The sequence below is a fragment of the Pseudoroseomonas sp. WGS1072 genome, from assembly GCF_049340465.1.
Lineage (GTDB): Bacteria > Pseudomonadota > Alphaproteobacteria > Acetobacterales > Acetobacteraceae > Pseudoroseomonas.
Genome location: NZ_JBMPSU010000001.1, coordinates 262,584 through 280,468 on the forward strand (window position 1 = coordinate 262,584; position 17,885 = coordinate 280,468).

At 72.6% G+C, this 17,885-nt stretch carries 13 protein-coding genes and 2 other RNA genes; 11 read left to right on the forward strand and 4 right to left on the reverse strand.

The annotated features are described in order from the left end of the window. Nucleotides 1-3 precede the first annotated feature (3 nt). Nucleotides 4-942 carry an FAD-dependent thymidylate synthase gene (thyX, locus tag ACF3NH_RS01280; protein ID WP_422921586.1) on the reverse strand — a complete coding sequence of 313 codons (939 nt, stop codon included), beginning with the start codon at nucleotides 940-942 and terminating at the stop codon, nucleotides 4-6. Between the two features lie 125 nt (nucleotides 943-1,067). Here thyX and ssrA point away from each other — a divergent pair. Continuing rightward, nucleotides 1,068-1,368, forward strand: a transfer-messenger RNA (tmRNA) gene (gene ssrA / locus ACF3NH_RS01285). 134 nt (nucleotides 1,369-1,502) lie between these two features. Continuing rightward, nucleotides 1,503-2,042: an SspB family protein gene (locus ACF3NH_RS01290; protein WP_198366120.1), complete on the forward strand. Its 540-nt coding sequence runs from the start codon at nucleotides 1,503-1,505 to the stop codon at nucleotides 2,040-2,042. Between the two features lie 34 nt (nucleotides 2,043-2,076). Here the strand turns inward: ACF3NH_RS01290 and ACF3NH_RS01295 are convergent, their stop codons facing one another. Further along, nucleotides 2,077-3,759 (reverse strand): helicase HerA-like domain-containing protein, encoded by a 1,683-nt coding sequence (locus tag ACF3NH_RS01295; RefSeq protein WP_422921587.1) that lies wholly within the window; start codon nucleotides 3,757-3,759, stop codon nucleotides 2,077-2,079. A 305-nt stretch (nucleotides 3,760-4,064) separates the two neighbouring features. On the opposite strand from ACF3NH_RS01295, the gene ACF3NH_RS01300 reads away from it, so the two are divergent. The 6 genes from ACF3NH_RS01300 to ACF3NH_RS01325 all read left to right on the forward strand — a co-directional run bounded on the left by ACF3NH_RS01300 (nucleotide 4,065) and on the right by ACF3NH_RS01325 (nucleotide 8,803). Further along, entirely contained in the window at nucleotides 4,065-5,708 is a 1,644-nt protein-coding gene (locus tag ACF3NH_RS01300) for a fumarate hydratase (RefSeq protein ID WP_198366204.1), read from the forward strand. Between the two features lie 4 nt (nucleotides 5,709-5,712). After that, on the forward strand, nucleotides 5,713-6,120 hold the full coding sequence (locus ACF3NH_RS01305; protein WP_198366118.1) for a RidA family protein: 408 nt from the start codon (nucleotides 5,713-5,715) through the stop codon (nucleotides 6,118-6,120). Then, complete coding sequence (locus tag ACF3NH_RS01310) at nucleotides 6,120-6,524, forward strand: VOC family protein (RefSeq protein ID WP_198366117.1); 405 nt, start codon at nucleotides 6,120-6,122, stop codon at nucleotides 6,522-6,524. Before ACF3NH_RS01305 ends, ACF3NH_RS01310 begins: the two co-directional genes overlap by 1 nt. A 90-nt stretch (nucleotides 6,525-6,614) precedes the next feature. Next, a complete protein-coding gene (locus tag ACF3NH_RS01315) occupies nucleotides 6,615-6,983 on the forward strand; it encodes a hypothetical protein (RefSeq protein ID WP_422921588.1) in 369 nt (122 codons plus the stop codon). An 85-nt stretch (nucleotides 6,984-7,068) separates the two neighbouring features. Further along, nucleotides 7,069-8,511 (forward strand): class II fumarate hydratase, encoded by a 1,443-nt coding sequence (locus ACF3NH_RS01320; RefSeq protein WP_422921589.1) that lies wholly within the window; start codon nucleotides 7,069-7,071, stop codon nucleotides 8,509-8,511. Nucleotides 8,512-8,521: 10 nt separating this feature from the next. Next, on the forward strand, nucleotides 8,522-8,803 hold the full coding sequence (locus tag ACF3NH_RS01325) for a ribbon-helix-helix domain-containing protein (RefSeq protein ID WP_422921590.1): 282 nt from the start codon (nucleotides 8,522-8,524) through the stop codon (nucleotides 8,801-8,803). A gap of 19 nt (nucleotides 8,804-8,822) precedes the next feature. Here ACF3NH_RS01325 and ACF3NH_RS01330 read toward each other — a convergent pair whose 3' ends face one another. Beyond that, entirely contained in the window at nucleotides 8,823-11,747 is a 2,925-nt protein-coding gene (locus tag ACF3NH_RS01330) for an AsmA family protein (RefSeq protein ID WP_422921591.1), read from the reverse strand. After that, nucleotides 11,747-15,373, reverse strand: a complete 3,627-nt coding sequence (locus ACF3NH_RS01335; RefSeq protein ID WP_422921592.1) for a hydantoinase B/oxoprolinase family protein — start codon at nucleotides 15,371-15,373, stop codon at nucleotides 11,747-11,749. Before ACF3NH_RS01335 ends, ACF3NH_RS01330 begins: the two co-directional genes overlap by 1 nt. Nucleotides 15,374-15,551: 178 nt before the next feature. Here ACF3NH_RS01335 and ACF3NH_RS01340 point away from each other — a divergent pair, with 178 nt between their 5' ends. The 3 genes from ACF3NH_RS01340 (at nucleotide 15,552) to rnpB (ending at nucleotide 17,620) form a co-directional block, all read left to right on the forward strand. Next, complete coding sequence (locus ACF3NH_RS01340) at nucleotides 15,552-16,307, forward strand: TerB family tellurite resistance protein (RefSeq protein ID WP_422921593.1); 756 nt, start codon at nucleotides 15,552-15,554, stop codon at nucleotides 16,305-16,307. Next, nucleotides 16,304-17,062, forward strand: a complete 759-nt coding sequence (locus ACF3NH_RS01345; protein WP_422921594.1) for an N-acetylmuramoyl-L-alanine amidase — start codon at nucleotides 16,304-16,306, stop codon at nucleotides 17,060-17,062. The genes ACF3NH_RS01340 and ACF3NH_RS01345 overlap by 4 nt, the downstream gene beginning before the upstream one ends. Before the next feature lie 145 nt (nucleotides 17,063-17,207). Beyond that, nucleotides 17,208-17,620, forward strand: an RNA gene (gene rnpB, locus ACF3NH_RS01350) — RNase P RNA component class A. Nucleotides 17,621-17,885 lie beyond the last annotated feature (265 nt).

A 17,885-nucleotide genomic window follows, 5' to 3' on the forward strand; every position in this document is an offset into this window, starting at 1 on the left:
GGATCAGGCGGGACGGCCCAGTTGCTCCATCAGCTCCCGCCATTCCCGCTTCGAGAGCCCGCTGCCGCCCTGTTCCACCACCTCGCCCGCCAGCAGGCGCCGCACCACCGCCAGCATCTGCGCCGACAGCGTCACCGCGCCGAGCCGGTAGTCGCGGAAGGCCTCGGCCACCGCCGGCACCCAGGCCTCCAGCGAGCGCATCATCGCCTCGGCATAGGCCCGGATCTCGTACTGGGCATGGGCATCGGCGCGCAGGCTCAGGAAATGCAGCAGGTTGTGCAGGTCCGTCTTCCAGTACCACTGGGTATAGGTGTTGAGCGTCAGGTTCATCCGCGCCAGCTCGCGCGCCAGCCCCTGGCGGGCGGGGTCGGCCGGCTGACCGGCCTCGTCCTCGTTCAGCATCTCGGCATAGTGATCGTAGGTCGTCATGGCGTCCTGCCGCAGCAGGCGCAGCACATGCTCGGCCTCGGCGCCCTGCAGCACCGTGCCGCGGCCCTGGCGGTTGCTGGCCGACTGCGCGGCGAGCTGCTCCGGCGCCGGCAGGTAGAACTCCCGGTCCAGGATCGAGTAGCGCGCCGAATACTCGTTCACATTGGCGGTGCGATGGCGGATCCACTGCCGCGCGATGAAGATCGGCAGCTTCACGTGATACTTGATCTCGCACATCTCGAAGGGGGTCGAGTGGCGGTGCCGCATCAGGTAGCGGATCAGCCCCCGGTCCTCATTCGCCGCCCGCGTCCCGCGCCCGTAGGAGACGCGCGCCGCCTGCACCACCGCCGCGTCGTCGCCCATGTAGTCGATGACGCGGACGAAGCCGTGGTCGAGCACCGGCACGGGCTCGAAGAGCATGGCCTCCAGCGCCGGCACGGTGGGGCGGCGGGTCTCGGCGCGGAAGGCCTTGGCCTCGGCGAGGTCCTGAAGCTGGGATGGGGTGAGCGCCATGGAACCGCCTTGCTGAGCCAGGGTGTGGCGGGCCGGCGGACCGGCCCGGCGCCTGCCCATAGCCCGTCGGGCGCCCCAAGGGAACAGAGCATGCCCGGGAACAGGGCACCGGCGGAGGCGCCTCCCCTCTCGCAATCGGCAGAGGAATGTCCTATATGCGCTTTGCTCACCTTCGGGTGGCTATGGCGATAAACGGCATGTGGAATAAGCGTTGCGGACCCGGGGGCAGTGCCCGGCGCCTCCACCATAGGGGGGCGAAACAGGCTCGACGCGCGTGGTAAAGCCATGTCTTTTGCCCGGCATTGTACCGCCGTTATCGGGCTATATCACAAGTGCCAACGATAATGGTCGCGAGACCATGGCGCTCGCTGCCTAACCATAGGTAAGCGCGGTCCGGGGGGAACCGGGCAACAGAATCCCCCCACTTCCGCGCAGACGAGGCAACCCCGCCCGGGTCCTCTCGATTCCTGTCAGGCGATTCTTGCCGGGGGCCTACTTCCCGGCCGCCCGAGACTTCCGGTATGGGGGTCTACCTTGAAGCGTCTGCCGGGATATGACCGATGACCGAAGAGACGAGGCAGACCGAGAGTCTGCTCCCCTATGACAGCTGGACCGAGGACGCGATGCGCGAGGTCGCGCTGCGCGCGCTCGACCATGCGAGCGAGCACGGCCTGCCCGGCGAGCATCACTTCTACCTGACCTTCCGCACCGATCTTCCCGGTGTCTCCATCCCCGCGCATCTCAAGGCCCGCTATCCGGAGGAGATGACCATCGTCCTCCAGCACCAGTTCTGGGACCTGAAGGTGGACCGGAGCCAGGGCTTCGTCACCGCCGGCCTGTCCTTCGGCGGTGTGCCGGCCACGCTGGTCATCCCGATCGCGGCGCTCACCGCCTTCTGGGATCCTCATGTCCGGGTCGGGCTTCGCTTCCCCTCGGCGGAGTCCAGCGCGCGGGAGCCGGCGCAGGCGGCGCAACCCGCCCCCATGGCCGAGCAGGCCGAGGAGCTGCCCGCCGCCGCCCCGGCCGAGGAGGCCGAGAGTCCCGCCCAGGTGGTCAGCCTGGACGCCTTCCGCCGCCGCCCGGGACGCGACGGCGCCTGAGCGCCGGAAGGCCCGCCCGCGACGGCGGCGGGCCTCAGCGCTTGCTGATCGATCCCAGGATGCCGCGTACCAGGGCGCGTCCGATCTGGCCGCCGACCTGGGATCCCACACTGCGCGCCACCGACTTGGCCAGGGCGCCGACCGGGCTGTCGCGCCGCCCGCCGCCGCTGCCGAAGAGGATGTCCTGCAACAACCCGCCGCCGGCGCCTTGCGGCGGCGCGGCTTGGGCCGGCGCCCGCCGGCCGGAAGGGCGCGGCGCGGGCCCCGGGGCCGGCGTGCCGGCGCCACGGCCCCAGGCCTCCGGGCTCCAGCCGCCGGCCTGGCCCTCCCCGCCCGCCTCCGCCGCGCCGCCTGCCTGACCATTGCCCCAGGCGCGGCCGCCCCGCACCGGCGCCGGCCCGCCCCAGGGCGAGGCGTGCGGCCCGGCCTCCTCCGGCACGGTGGCGGCCCGCTGCTGCAGCAGCTCATAGGCCGAGGCGCGGTCCACCGGCGTGTCGTACTTGCCGCCCAGCGGGCTGTGCCCGATCAGGGCCTGCCGCTCCTCCGGCGTGATGGTGCCCATGCGGGACTGCGGCGGGCGGATCCTCGTCCGCTGCACCGGCCCGGGCGCGCCGCCCGGCTGCAGGGTGGAGACCAGCGCCTCGCCGACGCCGAGCTCGGTGATCGCCGCCTCGGTATCGAAGCCGGGATTGGCGCGGAAGGTCTGGGCGGCGGCGCGCACCGCCTTCTGGTCGGCGGGCGTGAAGGCGCGCAGCGCGTGCTGCACCCGGTTGCCGAGCTGGCCCAGCACGCCCTGCGGCACGTCGAGCGGGTTCTGCGTGACGAAATAGACGCCGACGCCCTTGGAGCGGATCAGCCGCACCACCTGCTCCACCTTCTCCAGAAGCGCCCGGGGCGCGTCCTTGAACAGCAGGTGCGCCTCGTCGAAGAAGAAGACCAGCTTCGGCTTCTCCAGGTCGCCCACCTCCGGCAGCTCCTCGAACAGCTCGGAGAGCAGCCAGAGCAGGAAGGTGGCGTAGAGGCGCGGTCGCTGCACCAGCTCGTCCGCCGCCAGCACGTTGACCGCGCCGCGCCCGTCCGGGGCCAGCAGCATCAGGTCGGTCAGCGCCAGGGCCGGCTCGCCGAAGAAATGCTCGGCGCCCTGCTGCTCCAGCACCAGCAGGCGGCGCTGGATGGTGCCGATGGTCGCCTTGCTGACATTGCCGTACTCGGCGGAAAGCTCCGCGGCGCGCTCCGCCACATGGCCCAGGATGGCGCGCAGATCCTTGAAGTCGAGCAGCAGCAGGCCGTCATCGTCGGCCAGGGCGAAGGCGATGTTGAGCACGCCCTCCTGGGTGTCGTTCAGCTCCAGCAGGCGGGCGAGCAGGAGCGGCCCCATCTCCGCCACCGTGGCGCGGATCGGGTGGCCCTGGCGGCCGAAGACGTCCCAGAAGACGACGGGCGCGCCCTCATAGGCGAAGTCGGCGACGCCGGTCGCCGCCGCCCGCTGCTCCACCTTGGGGTTCGGCCGGCCGGGCTGGCTGATGCCCGAGAGGTCGCCCTTGATGTCGGCGCAGAAGACCGGGACGCCGGCGCGCGAGAAGGCCTCGGCCATGACCTGGAGCGTGATGGTCTTGCCGGTTCCGGTGGCGCCGGCCACCAGCCCGTGCCGGTTGGCGAGCGCCAGGTGCAGCCATTGCGGCGTGTCGCTGGCGCCCAGGAGAATCGCTTGGTCCATCGGTCGTCTCTCGCTCGGGCGGGCCGGGGACGTCCATGCAGCCATGCGCCGTGCCGCCTGTCCAGCGAAGCCGCGCCCTCCCGCCCCTCCGCCGCGCGGTCCGGGCCGCGGCCCGGGGCTCGCCTGTTGGCTTGCCCGCCCGGCTGCGCTACCTCCAGCCCAGAGTTCGCCACCCGCCGGTGGCGCCCGGGACCCTGCCCGGCCCACCGGTCTCCCCCCCGCCCTCCTGCCGGAGCGCCGTCATGCCCCCTGTCGATCCCGCCGCCCCCCTCGCGGACACGCCGATCAAGGATACCGATGCCGGGATGCCGGTCTCGCAGCGCCCGGAGAGCTTCCGCTACAGCCCGATGCTGCCGCTGGGCGAGGACAGGACCGCCTACCGCAAGCTGCCGATCGAGGGCGTGCGGGTCATCGAGGTCGAGGGCCGCAAGGTCCTGAAGGTGAGCCCGCAGGCGCTGGAGGAGCTGGCCTTCACCGCCTGCAGGGAAGTCAGCCACTTCCTCCGCCCCGGCCACCTGGAGCAGCTGGCGCGGATCCTGAAGGATCCCGAGGCCAGCGCCAATGACCGCTTCGTGGCGCTCGACCTGCTGAAGAACGCCTCGATCGCGGCCGGTGGCGTGCTGCCGATGTGCCAGGACACCGGCACCGCGATCGTCTTCGGCAAGAAGGGCCAGCGGGTCTGGATCGAGGGTGACGAGGAGGAGGCGCTCTCCTACGGCGTGCACCGCACCTATACCGAGACCAACCTGCGCTACTCGCAGATGGCGCCGCTCTCGATGTTCGAGGAGGTGAACACCGGCAACAACCTTCCCGTCCAGTTCGACATCTACGCCTCCCCCGGCGACCACCATGCGGACGAGTTCCACATGATGTTCGTGCTGAAGGGCGGCGGATCGGCCAACAAGACCTTCCTCTACCAGCAGACCCGCGCGGTGCTGAACAAGCCGAAGCTGCTGGCCTTCCTGGAGGAGAAGATCAAGACGCTCGGCACCTCGGCCTGCCCGCCCTACCACCTGGCCATCGTCATCGGCGGCACCTCGGCCGAGACGACGCTGAAGACCGTCAAGCTCGCCTCCACCCGCTACCTCGACGCGCTGCCGACCACGGGCGACAGGTCCGGCCACGGCCTGCGCGACCCCGAGCTCGAGGCGGAGGTGCACAAGCTGACGCAGAACCTCGGCATCGGCGCGCAGTTCGGCGGCAAGTACTTCTGCCACGACGTCCGCGTCATCCGGCTGCCGCGCCACGGCGCGTCCCTGCCCATCGGCATCGGCGTCTCCTGCTCGGCGGACCGGCAGATCAAGGCCAAGATCACGCCGGAGGGCGTGTTCCTGGAGGCGCTGGAGCACGATCCGGCCCGCTTCCTGCCGGAGGCGACCGACGAGATCCTGGGCGGGGAAGTGGTCCGCATCGACCTCAACCGGCCGATGGACGAGATCCGCGCCGAGCTGAGCCGCCACCCGGTCAAGACCCGCGTCTCGCTGACCGGCACCATCGTGGTGGCGCGCGACATCGCCCATGCCAAGCTGCAGGAGCGGCTGGACCGTGGCGAAGGCCTGCCGCAGTACATCAAGGACCACCCCGTCTACTACGCCGGCCCGGCCAAGACGCCCCAGGGCCTGCCCACCGGCTCCTTCGGCCCGACCACGGCCGGCCGCATGGACAGCTATGTCGCCGGCTTCCAGGCCGCCGGCGGCTCGCTGGTGATGCTGGCCAAGGGCAACCGCTCCAAGGCGGTGACCCGGTCCTGCCAGGAGCATGGCGGCTTCTACCTGGGCTCGGTCGGCGGTCCCGCCGCCCGGCTGGCGCAGGACTGCATCCGCAAGGTCGAGGTGCTGGAATATCCGGAGCTCGGCATGGAGGCGATCTGGAAGATCGAGGTGGAGGACTTCCCGGCCTTCATCGTCGTGGACGACAAGGGCAACGACTTCTACGACGGGTTGGAATAGGCCCGTGCCACGCCGCCTGATCTCCTCCGGCAGCCGCTTCGAGGAGGACATCGGCTATTCCCGCGCCGTGGTCGTGGGCGATACCGTCTATGTCTCCGGCACCACCGGCTACGACTACGCGACCATGACCATCGCGGAGGGCGTGGTGGAGCAGGCCGAGCAGTGCTTCCGCAACATCCAGGCGGCGCTGGCCGAGGCCGGCTCCAGCCTGGACGAAGTGGTGCGCGCCACCTTCATCGTGCCGCGGCGCGAGGATTGGGAGCCCTGCTGGCCGGTGACGCGGAAGTGGCTCGGCCGGGCGCGCCCCGCCTCCACCCTGCTCCATGCCGGGCTGCAGACGGATGCGATGCGGATCGAGATCGAGGTCATGGCGCGGATCGGCAGCGCCCTGCCGCCAGGAAAGGAAGGCTGATGCGTTTCTCGGTGGACCGGCTGGACCATCTGGTCATCACCTGCCGCGACGTGGAGGTCAGCGCCTCCTGGTACCAGCGCGTGCTGGGCATGGACCGCGAGGCCTTCGGCGAGGAGCGGCGGACGGCGCTGCGCTTCGGCGGGCAGAAGCTCAACCTGCGCCCGGAGACGGCGACGCAGGAGGCCTGGTTCAGCGGCGAGGCCGCGGCACCGGGGACGCAGGATCTCTGCTTCGTCGTGGCGGTGACGGCGCAGGACGTGGTCGCGCATCTGCACGAATGCGGCGTCACCATCGAGAAGGGGCCGGTGCCCAAGGCCGGAGCGCTGGGGCCGATCACCTCGGTCTATTGCCGCGACCCGGACCGCAACCTGATCGAGATCGCCACCTACGGCCCGCGCGCCTGAGGGGCTGCGGAAACATTCCTTTACCGGGCCTGCCACAATCTGGCTCGGATCCGGGATAGAATGGCCGCTGTCCAAGCCCTGGAGGGCGTCATGAAGTCCCGTTTCCGCACCCTGGCCCTGGCCGCCGCCGCCGGCTCCGCCCTGCTCCTCGCCACCCCGCCGGCGGAGGCCGGGGACTGGCACCGGCGCGGCCCCGGCGGTGGCGCCGTCGCCGCCGGCATCATCGGCGGGCTGGCCGTCGGCGCGCTGATCGGCGGCGCCGTCGCCGCCCCTCCGGCGGTGGTCTATCGCGAGCCGCCCCCGGCCTATTACGCGCCACCGCCGGTCGCCTACTACGCGCCGCCCCCGGCCTATTACGCCCCGCCCCCGGTCGCCTACTACGCACCGCCGCCGGCCTATTACGCCCCGCCGCCGGTCGCCTATTACGCGCCGCCGCCGCGCCCCTATCGCGGCTGGTAGGGGCGCGGTCACTTTCCGGACCGGCCCCCTTGTCACGGCGTCAGACGGGACCAATTGAGAACTACTCTCAATTAGGAGCGCCGCCGTGGCCGAGACCCGCACCGAGACCGCCCGCCCGGAAACCGTCCGCACGGAAACCGACAGCCTGGGCACCATCGAGATCGAGGCCGGCCGCTACTGGGGCCCGCAGACGGAGCGGGCGCGGCGGCTCTTCCGGATCGGCACCGAGCGTTTCCCGCGCGGCCTGATCCGCGCCGTCGGCCTGCAGAAGCAGGCTTCCGCCGAGGCCAACAAGGCGCTGGGCGAATTGCCGGCCGAGATCGCCGATCCGATCATCGCCGCCGCCGCCGAGATCGCCGAGGGCCGGCGCGACGCCGACTTTCCCCTGCCCGTCTGGCAGACCGGCTCCGGCACCCAGACCAACATGAACGCCAACGAGGTCATCTCGAACCGCGCCAACGAGATGCTGGGCCAGCCGCTCGGCACCCGCAAGCCGGTGCATCCGAACGACCACGTCAACCGCGGCCAGTCCTCCAACGACAGCTTCCCGACCATGATGCACATCGCCGCCGCCGAGGCGGTGGAGCAGCGCCTGATCCCGGCGCTCGGCGTGCTGCGGGCGGCGCTGGAGAAGCGCGCCGGGGAATGGGGCGACATCGTCAAGGTCGGCCGCACCCACCTGATGGACGCCGTGCCGGTGACGCTGGGGCAGGAATTCGCCGCCTGGGCGGCGCAGGTGGCGCATGGCCAGGACCGGCTGCGGAGCGCCATGCCGCGCCTGCTGCTGCTGCCGCAGGGCGGCACCGCCGTCGGCACCGGGCTGAACCGCCACAAGGATTTCGACACGGCCTTCTGCGAGCGGGCGCGGGCGCTGACCGGGCTCGACTTCCAGCCCAACCCCAACAAGTTCGAGGGCATGGGGGCGGAGGATGCCTTCGTCGAGCTGTCGGGCGTGCTGAACACCCTGGCCGTCTCGCTGAACAAGATCGCCAACGACATCCGGCTGCTCGGCAGCGGCCCGCGCTCGGGTTTCTCCGAGCTGTTCATCCCGGCCGACGGCCTCTCCTCCTCCATCATGCCGGGCAAGACCAACCCGACCCAGTCGGAGGCGATGACCATGGTCGCCGCCCAGGTCATGGGCAACCACGTCACCATCACCGTGGGCGGCGCGCAGGGGCATCTGGAGCTGAACGTCTTCAAGCCGGTGATCATCAACGCCACCCTGCAGTCGGTCGCGCTGCTGGCCGATGTCGCCGAGAGCTTCGCCCACAACATGGTGGACAAGCTGGAGCCCAACCGTCCCCGCATCGCCGAGAACCTGGCCAAGTCGCTGATGCTGGTGACGGTGCTGAACCCCCGCATCGGCTATGACAAGGCGGTGCAGATCGGCAAGAAGGCCCTGGCCGAGAACCTGACGCTGCGCGACGCCGCGGAGCAGCTCGGCTATGTGAAGCCCGAGGATTTCGACGCCTGGGTGAAGCCGGAGCTGATGGTCTCCCCCGGCGCCTCGCTGGACGGGGCGGGCTGAGGCGGCGGGGATGACGGGGCGCCATCTGCTGAAGCGGTCCTTCACCCTGGCCGGCCACCGCACCAGCGTGGCCCTGGAGGCGCCCTTCTGGACGGCGCTGGAGCTGATCGCCGCCCGCCGGGCCCAGACCCTCTCGGCCCTGGTCCAGGGCGTGGATGCCGGGCGCGCCGACCCGGACCTGCCGCTGGCGAGCGCGCTGCGCGTGCATGCGCTGCAGCAGGTCATCGGGCCGGAGGCGGAGGCGGCGGAGGCGGCCCTCGGCGAGGGGGAGGTCATGCTGCCGGCCCGCTGAGCCGGGCGAAGGCCGGGGCTCAGCGCGTGGCGCGCCAGCGCAGCCAGTCGGCCAGTTCCGGCACGCGCCGCAACTGGTTCAGCGGACCGGTCAGCCGCAGGCCGAAGCCTGGCCCGCCCGGGGATCCACCCGGCGGATCGGCCGGCCGGGTGGCCAGCAGCAGTTCCATGCCGCCGCGCGCCGGATCGAACTCGCCCGACAGGGTCGCCGCCAGCGCGGCTCCGCCCGGCACCGCCTCGGCGGCATCGCCCACCGCCAGCCGGCCATCCTGCAGAAGGATGCGGCCGGCTTCCAGCCGTACCCCGGCCTCCAGCGCCTCGAAGGCGGTGGCGCCGCCGAGCAGCGCGGCCCGGAGGCCCGCCTCGGCCTGATCCAGCGCCGGAAGCTCGGCCGCCATCGCCGCGGCCCGCAGGTCGGCGCCGCGGAGGACGCCATCGCGCACCGCCACCTGCCCCTCCCCCGACAAGGTCGCCAGCATCGCCGCCGGGCTGTGGCCGGTGGCGTGGAGCCGCAGCCCGGCCTCCATCTGCCCGGCCGTGAGATCGATGGGCAGGCCGGTGAGCGGTCCGGTCAGCGCCAGGTCGGAGACGTCCAGCCGCAGGTCCAGCGCCCGGGGCATCGCGGCGGCGTTCAGCTCCAGCGCCCCGGCCAGCCGGCCGCCGGTCAGCAGCGCCTGCATCTCCTCGAGCCGCAGCGCGCGGTCGCGCAGCAGCAGCCGGGCCGAGGCCTGTTCCAGCGGCGGCAGCGTGGCGGGCTCCAGCCTTTGCGCCGAGAGGGCCAGCTCGGCATCCAGCCATCCCAGCATCTCGAGCGGCAGCGGCTCGCGCGAGCGCCAGTCGGGATCGGGCAGCGGCAGGCGCTCGGCGGCCAGGCGGCCGGTCAGCCGGGGTCGCGGCGCCGCCAGGTCGAGCCCCAGCTGGCCACCGAGGCGCAGCCCGGCCGCGACGAGGTCGAGGCCTTCGGCCCGCAGCTCCCGCGGCGCGGCGGCGAGATTGGCGATCAGCGAGAAGGAGCCCTGGCCCAGCCAGGCGGGGGCGGACAGGCCCATCTCCTCGAGCAGGCGCGGCGCGCCCGGATGGCGCAGGGTGAGCGCGCCGGCATAGCGCGGCTGGCGGAGGTCCAGCGCGCCATTCACCTCGCCCCGCAGGTCGCCGAGTTCCAGGTTGCCCCGCACGGCCAGCGCCTCGAAGGCCCCGCTGGCGGCGAGGCGGAGCGCCAGCGCGCCCTGGCCCAGCGCCACCCCGTCGGGCCATGGGCCGGGCAGCAGCGCCATCAACGGCGCAGCGCGCGGCGCGGTGACCTCGAAGGCCAGATCGGTGAAGCGGGGCGCCTCGCCGAGCTGGACCACGCCGGAGAGCGCCAAGTCGCTTTCCGCCATCCGGGCGCCGATGCGCCGCGCCGTCAGCCGGCCGTTCTCCAGCGAGGCGTCGGCGCTGAGCCCCTCCAGCACCAGGGCGCCGTAGCGGGCATGCTCGGCGTTGAGGCGCAGGTTGAGGTCGATCGCGGCGAGCCGCTGACGCGCGCCGGTCCAGCCGGCGCCCTCCGGCCACCAGCCGTCCAGCCGCAGTTCCTCGAAGGTCAGTCCGAGGCCGAGCGCCGGGCGGCCGCCGAAGCGCCAGACGCCCGCCCCGGACACCCGGCCGCCATCCAGCGTCCCGGTGAAATCGGAGACCGCCAGCTGCGCCTCGTCGAGCAGCAGCTTCAGCTGGCCCTCCCCCTCGCGCAGGCGGGCCGGGTCGGTCCCCTCCAGCGGCAGGCCGAGCGCCAGCAGCGTGGTGCGCAGGGCGGTGCCCTGGAACCGCAGCCACCCCTCCAGCCGCGCCGGGCGCCCGGGGCCCGGCCGCGTGGTGGTGGCGCCGTTCAGCGACACCTCGGTGTCGCCGGGCAGCAGGGCGCCGACATCGCGCAGCGTCAGCCGGTCGTTCTCCAGCAGGGCGGCGCCCCGCAGGCGACGCAGGGTCAGGCCGCGGTAGCTGGCGGCCTCGGCCGACAGATCGACGCCGAAGGGCAGCGGCAGCGGCCCGGCGCTCCGCAGGGCCGCGATCCAGGGGTCGAGGTCGACCCGCCCGGTCGCCAGGGCGAGATCGAGGCGTGGCGAGGGCGCCAGGCGCAGTGTCGCCGCGCCGCGCGCCGGGCTGCCGCCGATGTCGAGGTTGAGCTCGTCGGCGGTGAGCAGCTCGGCGGTCAGGCTGAGCCGGCCGCGCAGGCGGAAGCTGCCGGGGGGCGCGGGCAGCAGGGCGGCGAGGTCGCTGCCGCCCCCCTGCGCCACCCCTTCGAAGCCGCCCTCCGGCAGCAGCACGCCGCTGGCGGACAGCGAGGCCTTGGCGCCGCTGAGCGTCAGGTTCAGCGGCGCCACCCCGTCCGGCCCGGCGCGGCCGAGTACCGTCTCGAAGTCGAACTCGGTCTGGCGGAAGCGGAAATGCCCGCGCAGGCCGAGCGCGTCGGACGGGCCGGCGGCGACCAGGCTGGCCTGCACCTGCTCCAGCGTGATGCCGCCCAGCATGACGCGGGAATCCTGGATGCGGCCCTGCAGCTCGGTCAGCCAGGGTGGCGGGCGGAAGGCCTGGCCCGGCGCCGGCGGCCAGGGCAGGCGGATCTCGGCGCCGACCAGCGCGACCTCGCGCGGCTCCAGCCGCAGGCCGAGCAGGGCCAGCCAGTCGAGCCGCAGGCGCAGCGCGCGCGCGGTGACCGAGATCTGCGCGTCCGGCCCGCCCACCGTCACGCCGCCGGCCTCCAGCATCGGCTGCGGCAGCAGGGTCAGGCTGACCGGCCCCGCCAGCGCCACCGGCTGGCCCAGCCGCCCGGCCGCCAGGATGGCCAGCCGGTCGCGGTGCTGGTCCCAGTTGGTCAGGCGCGGGCCGAACCAGGCGGCGGCCAGCAGCAGCAGGGGCAGCAACGCGAGGGCGATCCAGCCGGTCCGGCGAAGGCGGGGCCGTTGTCGCATCAGGGGGCGGGCCGTCCCCAGCCGCCGCCGCCCGGCGTCTCCAGGCCGAGCAACTCGCCCGCCACCAGTTCGGCGCTGTCACGGCCGCCGAGCGGCTCGATGCTGCCATCGGCCCGCTCCACCCATTGCCGGCCGGGCGCGCCATCGGCACCGCCGTGCAGCCCGTGCGGCGGCACCTCGCGGCGCGAGGCAACGATGATGGCCTGCATCGGCCGCAGGAAGCGGATGCGCCGCCGCGCGCCGTCGCCGCCCCGCCATTGCCCGGCGCCGCCCGAGCCGCGCCGGATCGAGAACTCCTCCAGCCGGACGGGGTAGCGCAGTTCCAGGATCTCGGGGTCGGTCATGCGCGTGTTGGTCATGTGCGTCTGCACCGCCGAGGCGCCGTCGAAGCCCGGGCCGGCGCCGACGCCGCCGCAGACCGTCTCGTAGTACTGGTAGGTGTCGTCGCCGAAGAGCAGGTTGTTCATCGTCGCCTGGGCGGAGGCGCAGGCATCCAGCGCCGCCAGCAGGGCGTTGCAGACGGCCTGCGACACCTCGGTATTGCCGGCGACCACGGCGGCGCCGGGGCGCGGCGAGAGGAAGGTGCCCTCCGGCAGGACGATGGTGAGCGGCACCAGGCAGCCGTCGTTCAGCGGGATGTCGCCGCCCGCCAGGCAGCGGAAGCAGTACAGCACCACGGAATGCAGCACCTGCGGCGGCGCGTTGAAGTTGCCGGGGCTCTGCTCGCCGGTGCCGGTGAAGTCGATGACGGCGGACCGCTCGGCCCGGTTCACCCGCACCGCGACATGCAGCGGCCTGCCGTCGTCCATGGTGTAGTGGAACGCGCCATCGGACAGACGGTCGATGGCGGCGCGGACGCTGGCCTCGGCATTGTCCATGACGTGGCGCATATAGGCCCGCACCGTCTCCAGCCCGAAGGCGCGGACGGCGCGGCGCATCTCCTGCGCGCCGGTCTCGTTGGCGGCGACCTGGGCCTTCACATCCGCCACGTTCACATCCGGGCTGCGGGCGGGATACTTCGCGCCGCCCAGCAGGGCGCGGAACTCGGCCTCGCGGAAATGCCCGCCATCGACCAGCAGGAAGTCGTCGATGACGACGCCCTCCTCCTCCAGGGTGCGGGATTGCGGCGGCGTCGAGCCGGGGGTCAGCCCGCCGATATCGGCGTGATGCCCGCGCGAGCCGGTGAAGAACAGGATCTCCCGTCCCGCCTCGTCGAAGACGGGGGTGATGACGGTGATGTCCGGCAGGTGGTTGCCGCCGTTGGAGGGATTGTTCAGCGCCACCACATCGCCCGGCTTCAGCGTCCGGCCGCGGCTGCGGATGACGGTGCGCACGCTCTCGCCCATGGCGCCCAGATGCACGGGCACATGCGGCGCATTGGCCACCAGCCGGCCCTGCGCGTCGAAGATGGCGCAGGAGAAGTCGAGCCGTTCCTTGATGTTGACGCTGAGCGAGGTGTTCTGCAGCACCGTGCCGGTCTGCTCGGCGATGCTCATGAACAGGTTGTTGAACAGCTCCAGCAGCACCGGGTCCGGCCGCGCCGCCTCGCCCTCCGCCGGCGCGGCGCCGGCCGCCGCCCGCGCCTCGGAGCGGCGCAGGATCATGTGGTTGGCCGCCGTCACCTCGGCCGTCCAGCCGGGCTCGACCACCGTGGTCGCGGTGCTCTCGCGGATCAGCGCCGGGCCCGGCAGGCGGTCCCCGGCGCGCAGCGCCTCGCGGTCGAAGACCGGCGCGGCCTGCTCGGCGCCGGCGGTGAAGAGGCTGATCGTGTCGATCGACGCCGGCCCCCGGCCCGCCGCGCGCGGCGGCAGGGCCGGCTCGTCGATCGCCTCGCCCGGCGCGATGCTTTCCACCACGCAGGCCTCGACCAGCACCGGCCGCTCGGGGGTGGCGAAGCCGAAGCGGCGGCGATGCGCCTCCGTGAAGGCCTCCAGCACCGTCTCGTGGTCATCGAGGGGAACGGGCAGGAAGCTGTCGGTGCCGGCATAGCGCAGGTGCAGGCGCGGCTCGGAGCGCAGCCGCGCGGGATCGGCGCCCTGCGCCGCCAGGGCGGCACGGCCCTTCCCGCCCAGCGCCTCCGCCGTGGCGACCAGATCCGCCATGCCCTCGGGCGAGAGCGGCGCCTCGACCGCCGCCTCCTCGATCACGCTCTGGTCGGCGAGGCCCATGCCATAGGCCGAGAGCACGCCGGCGAAGGGGTGGAGGAAGACCGTGTCCATGCCCAGCGCGTCGGCCACCAGGCAGGCGTGCTGGCCGCCGGCACCGCCGAAGCAGGTCAGGACATGGCGGGCGGCGTCATGCCCCTTCTGGATCGAGACCTGCTTGATGGCCTGGGCCATGTTGGCGACGGCGATGCGCAGGAAGCCCTCGGCCACCGCGCGCGGGTCCTGCTCCGGCTGGCCGGTGGCGGCGGCGATCTCGCGCGCCAGGGCCACGAACTTCTCGCGCACCACCGCGGCATCCAGCGGCGCATTCCCCTCCGGCCCGAAGATCGGCGGGAAATGCGCCGGCTGGATCTTGCCGGTCATGACATTGGCGTCGGTCACGGTCAGCGGCCCGCCGCGGCGGTAGCAGGCCGGGCCCGGCACGGCGCCGGCGCTCTCCGGGCCGACGCGCAGCCGGGCGCCGTCGAAGGCCAGGATCGAGCCACCACCGGCCGCCACCGTGTTGATCGCCATCATCGGCGCCCGCATCCGGACGCCGGCCACCACCGTCTCGAAGGCGCGCTCGAACTGCCCGGCATAGAGGGCGACATCGGTCGAGGTGCCGCCCATGTCGAAGCCGATGATCCGGTCGAAGCCAGCCATGCCGGCGGTGCGGGCGGCGCCGACGATGCCGCCCGCCGGGCCGGAGAGGATGGCGTCCTTGCCCTGGAACCGCTCGGCCAGGATCAGCCCGCCGGAGGATTGCATGAAGTAGAGCGGCACGCCGGGAAGCTGCCCGGCCACCTGCTCCACGTAGCGGCGCAGGATGGGGGAGAGGTAGGCATCGACCACGGTGGTGTCGCCGCGCGGCACGATGCGCGGCAGCGGCGAGGCCTGGTGGCTCAGGCTGACCTGCGTATAGCCCATCCCGCGCGCCATCGCGCCCAGGCGCAGCTCGTGCTCCGGGTTGGTCCAGGCATGCATCAGCACGATGGCGACGGCCCGGAAGCCCTCCGCGAGGCCCGCCTCCAGCGCGGCGCGCGCGGCCGCCTCGTCGAGCGCCTCGATCTCCTGGCCGTCGGCGGCGATGCGGCCGCCGACCTCGACCGCGCGCTCATGCAGCAGCTCGGGCAGGCGGATGTCGAGGTCGAACAGGCGCGGCCGGGCCTGGTTGCCGATGCGGAGCGCGTCGGCGAAGCCGCGATTGACCAGCAGCAGGACCCGCTCGCCCTTGCGCTCCAGCAGGGCGTTGGTGGCGACGGTGGTGCCCATCCGGACGGCGGCGACGGTGCCGGGCGGCACCGGCTGGCCTTCCTCGAGGCCCAGGCAGGCGCGGATGCCGGCCACGGCGGCGTCGCGGTAGCGGCCCGGATTCTCCGAGAGCAGCTTGCGGGTGGAGAGCCGCCCCGCCGGATCGCGCGCCACGATGTCGGTGAAGGTGCCGCCCCGGTCGATCCAGAACTCCCAGCCCGCTCCGCTCATCCCTGCTCCTTCCCGGCGGCCCCGCGCATCGACGCCCGCGCCGCCCGCCCACCCGCCCGTTTCCGCCTGTCCTGTGCCGCCGCCCCGCCGCGCATGCAAGCCCGTTCGCCACCACATGGCATGGCAGCCTTGCCCGACGCATGGTAGGGGAAGGACAGGGCATGGAGGCAGACCAGTCTTGAGTTTGTGGGGGAAGATCCTCGGCGGCATGACCGGCTTCGCCATGGGCGGGCCGTTCGGCGCCGTCGTCGGCGCGGCGCTCGGCCATGCCGCGGACGAGGGCACGCGGGACGAGCTGGATGCCCGCCCGGAATCCCTGTCCCGCCTGACCAACCGCGACCAGATCTTCTCGGTCAGCGTCATCGTGCTCTCCGCCAAGCTGGCCAAGGCCGATGGGCCGGTGAAGCGGGAGGAGATCGACGCCTTCAAGCGCGTCTTCCGCATCCCGCCCGAGAACCAGCGGCAGGTCGGCCTGCTCTTCGACAAGGCGCGCGACGAGGCCGGTGGCTACGAGCCCTTCGCCCGGCGGCTCGGCGAGGTCTTCGCCGACAACCCGACCGTGCTCGAGGAAGTGCTGACCGCGCTGCACCATATCGCCCGCGCCGATGGGCCGATGACGCGGGGGGAGGCGATCTTCCTCGCCCGCGTGCGCCAGTCCTTCCGGCTGAACGATGCCGCCGGCAGCTTCCGCACCGGCTACGACCGGTCCACCCTGGCGCCGCCCCCGGTCACCGACGCCTATGCCGTGCTCGGCGTCTCCGCCACGGCGAGCGACCGGGAGGTGCGCCTCGCCTGGCGCCGGCTGATGCAGGAGCACCACCCGGACAGCCTGGCGGCGCGCGGCGTCCCGGCCGAGGGGGTGCGGCAGGCCTCCCAGCGCGTGGCCGAGATCAATGCCGCCTGGGACAGGGTGAAGCGGGAACGCGGCTTGTGAGGCAGGCGGCGGAGACCGCCCTGCCCTGCCGCGACCGGCCCAGCCCCAACCACGACGAGCGGCCCGGCGGCGCGCCGGTCGATATGCTGGTGCTGCACTACACCGGCATGCCGACGGGCCGCGCGGCGCTGGACCGCCTCTGCGACCCGGCGCCCCCGGCCCCGCTGCCGCGCGTCTCCTGCCACTATCTGGTGGAGGAGGATGGCGCGATCTGGCGCCTGGTGCCCGAATCGCGCCGCGCCTGGCATGCCGGCCTGTCCTTCTGGCGCGGCCGCAGCCTGCTGAACGCCACCAGCATCGGCATCGAGATCGTCAATCCGGGCCATGAATGGGGCTACCGGCCCTTCCCCGCGCTGCAGATGGCGGCCGTGGCCGAGCTTTGCCTCGACATCCTGTCCCGGCATCCGATCCCGCCCGGACACGTGGTGGCGCACAGCGACATCGCGCCGGACCGCAAGCAGGACCCGGGCGAGCTGTTCGACTGGCGCGGCCTGGCGGCCAATGGCATCGGCCTGTGGCCCGATGCGGCCGGGGATGACACCGGGGATGGAAGCGGCGAGGACCTGGTGGCGGCCGCCACGCTGCTGCGGCGGATCGGCTATGCCGTCGATCCCGCCGCGCCGCACCTGGCGCTCACCGCCTTCCAGCGCCACTGGCACCCGGAAGGGGTGGATGGCCGGGCCGGCAGCGGCACGCTGCGTCGCCTGGAATCGCTTGCCGCCCTGATGGAAGAACCCGGCAACGCCACACCTTAATAATATATAGCTTCCAGGCATTCGCGGCTGTCGCGGGTAGAAGCATAGCAATAATACACCTTATTCCAAAAAAGCATTCCACCGGCGGGCGTGGGGCACCGGGCGCATTGACACCCGCCGGGCCCCGGCGCACATGCACACCGCGTCAGACGGCCGGGCGGCCGCTGGTCCCGGACAGGTTCCGGGGCTGGAGGAAAGTCCGGGCTCCACGGGAATACGGTGCCGGTCAACGGCCGGCGGGGGCGACCCCAGGGACAGTGCCACAGAAATCAAACCGCCGGGCCGGCTTGCCGCCCCGGCAAGGGTGAAACGGTGCGGTAAGAGCGCACCGCGCCCCTGGCAACAGGGGCGGCAGGGTAAACCCCACCGGGAGCAAGGCCGAATAGGGGTGGCCGGCGGGAGATCCGCGAGGGTCTCGGCCGCAGGGGCATTCCCGCCCCGCCACCCGGGTTGGCCGCGAGAGGCATGCCGCGAGGCGTGTCCCAGAGGAATGGTCGCCCCAGGGTCAGGCTTGCGCCAGGCTCTGGACAGAACCCGGCTTACAGGCCGTCTGACGCTCTTGACTCCCACCCATCACGTTTATTTACCGATTCACGTCGATTCGGCGCTGCGCCGTCTAAGCGCATGTTTTCCGTAATTTTATACAAGCACCGACGCGGGTTTTAAGCTTGCTGCCCAGAGTTAACCCATGATAATCCAGATTATCCCATGAACGGCTCGGAGCTCGGGGGGGCGAGGGGCCGATGAAGGGGATGGTCGGGTAGCTGGCGGGGTCGGGGGGCCCCGCCAGCCGCTTCCCCGGCCGGTCAGGCTTACCGCCGCA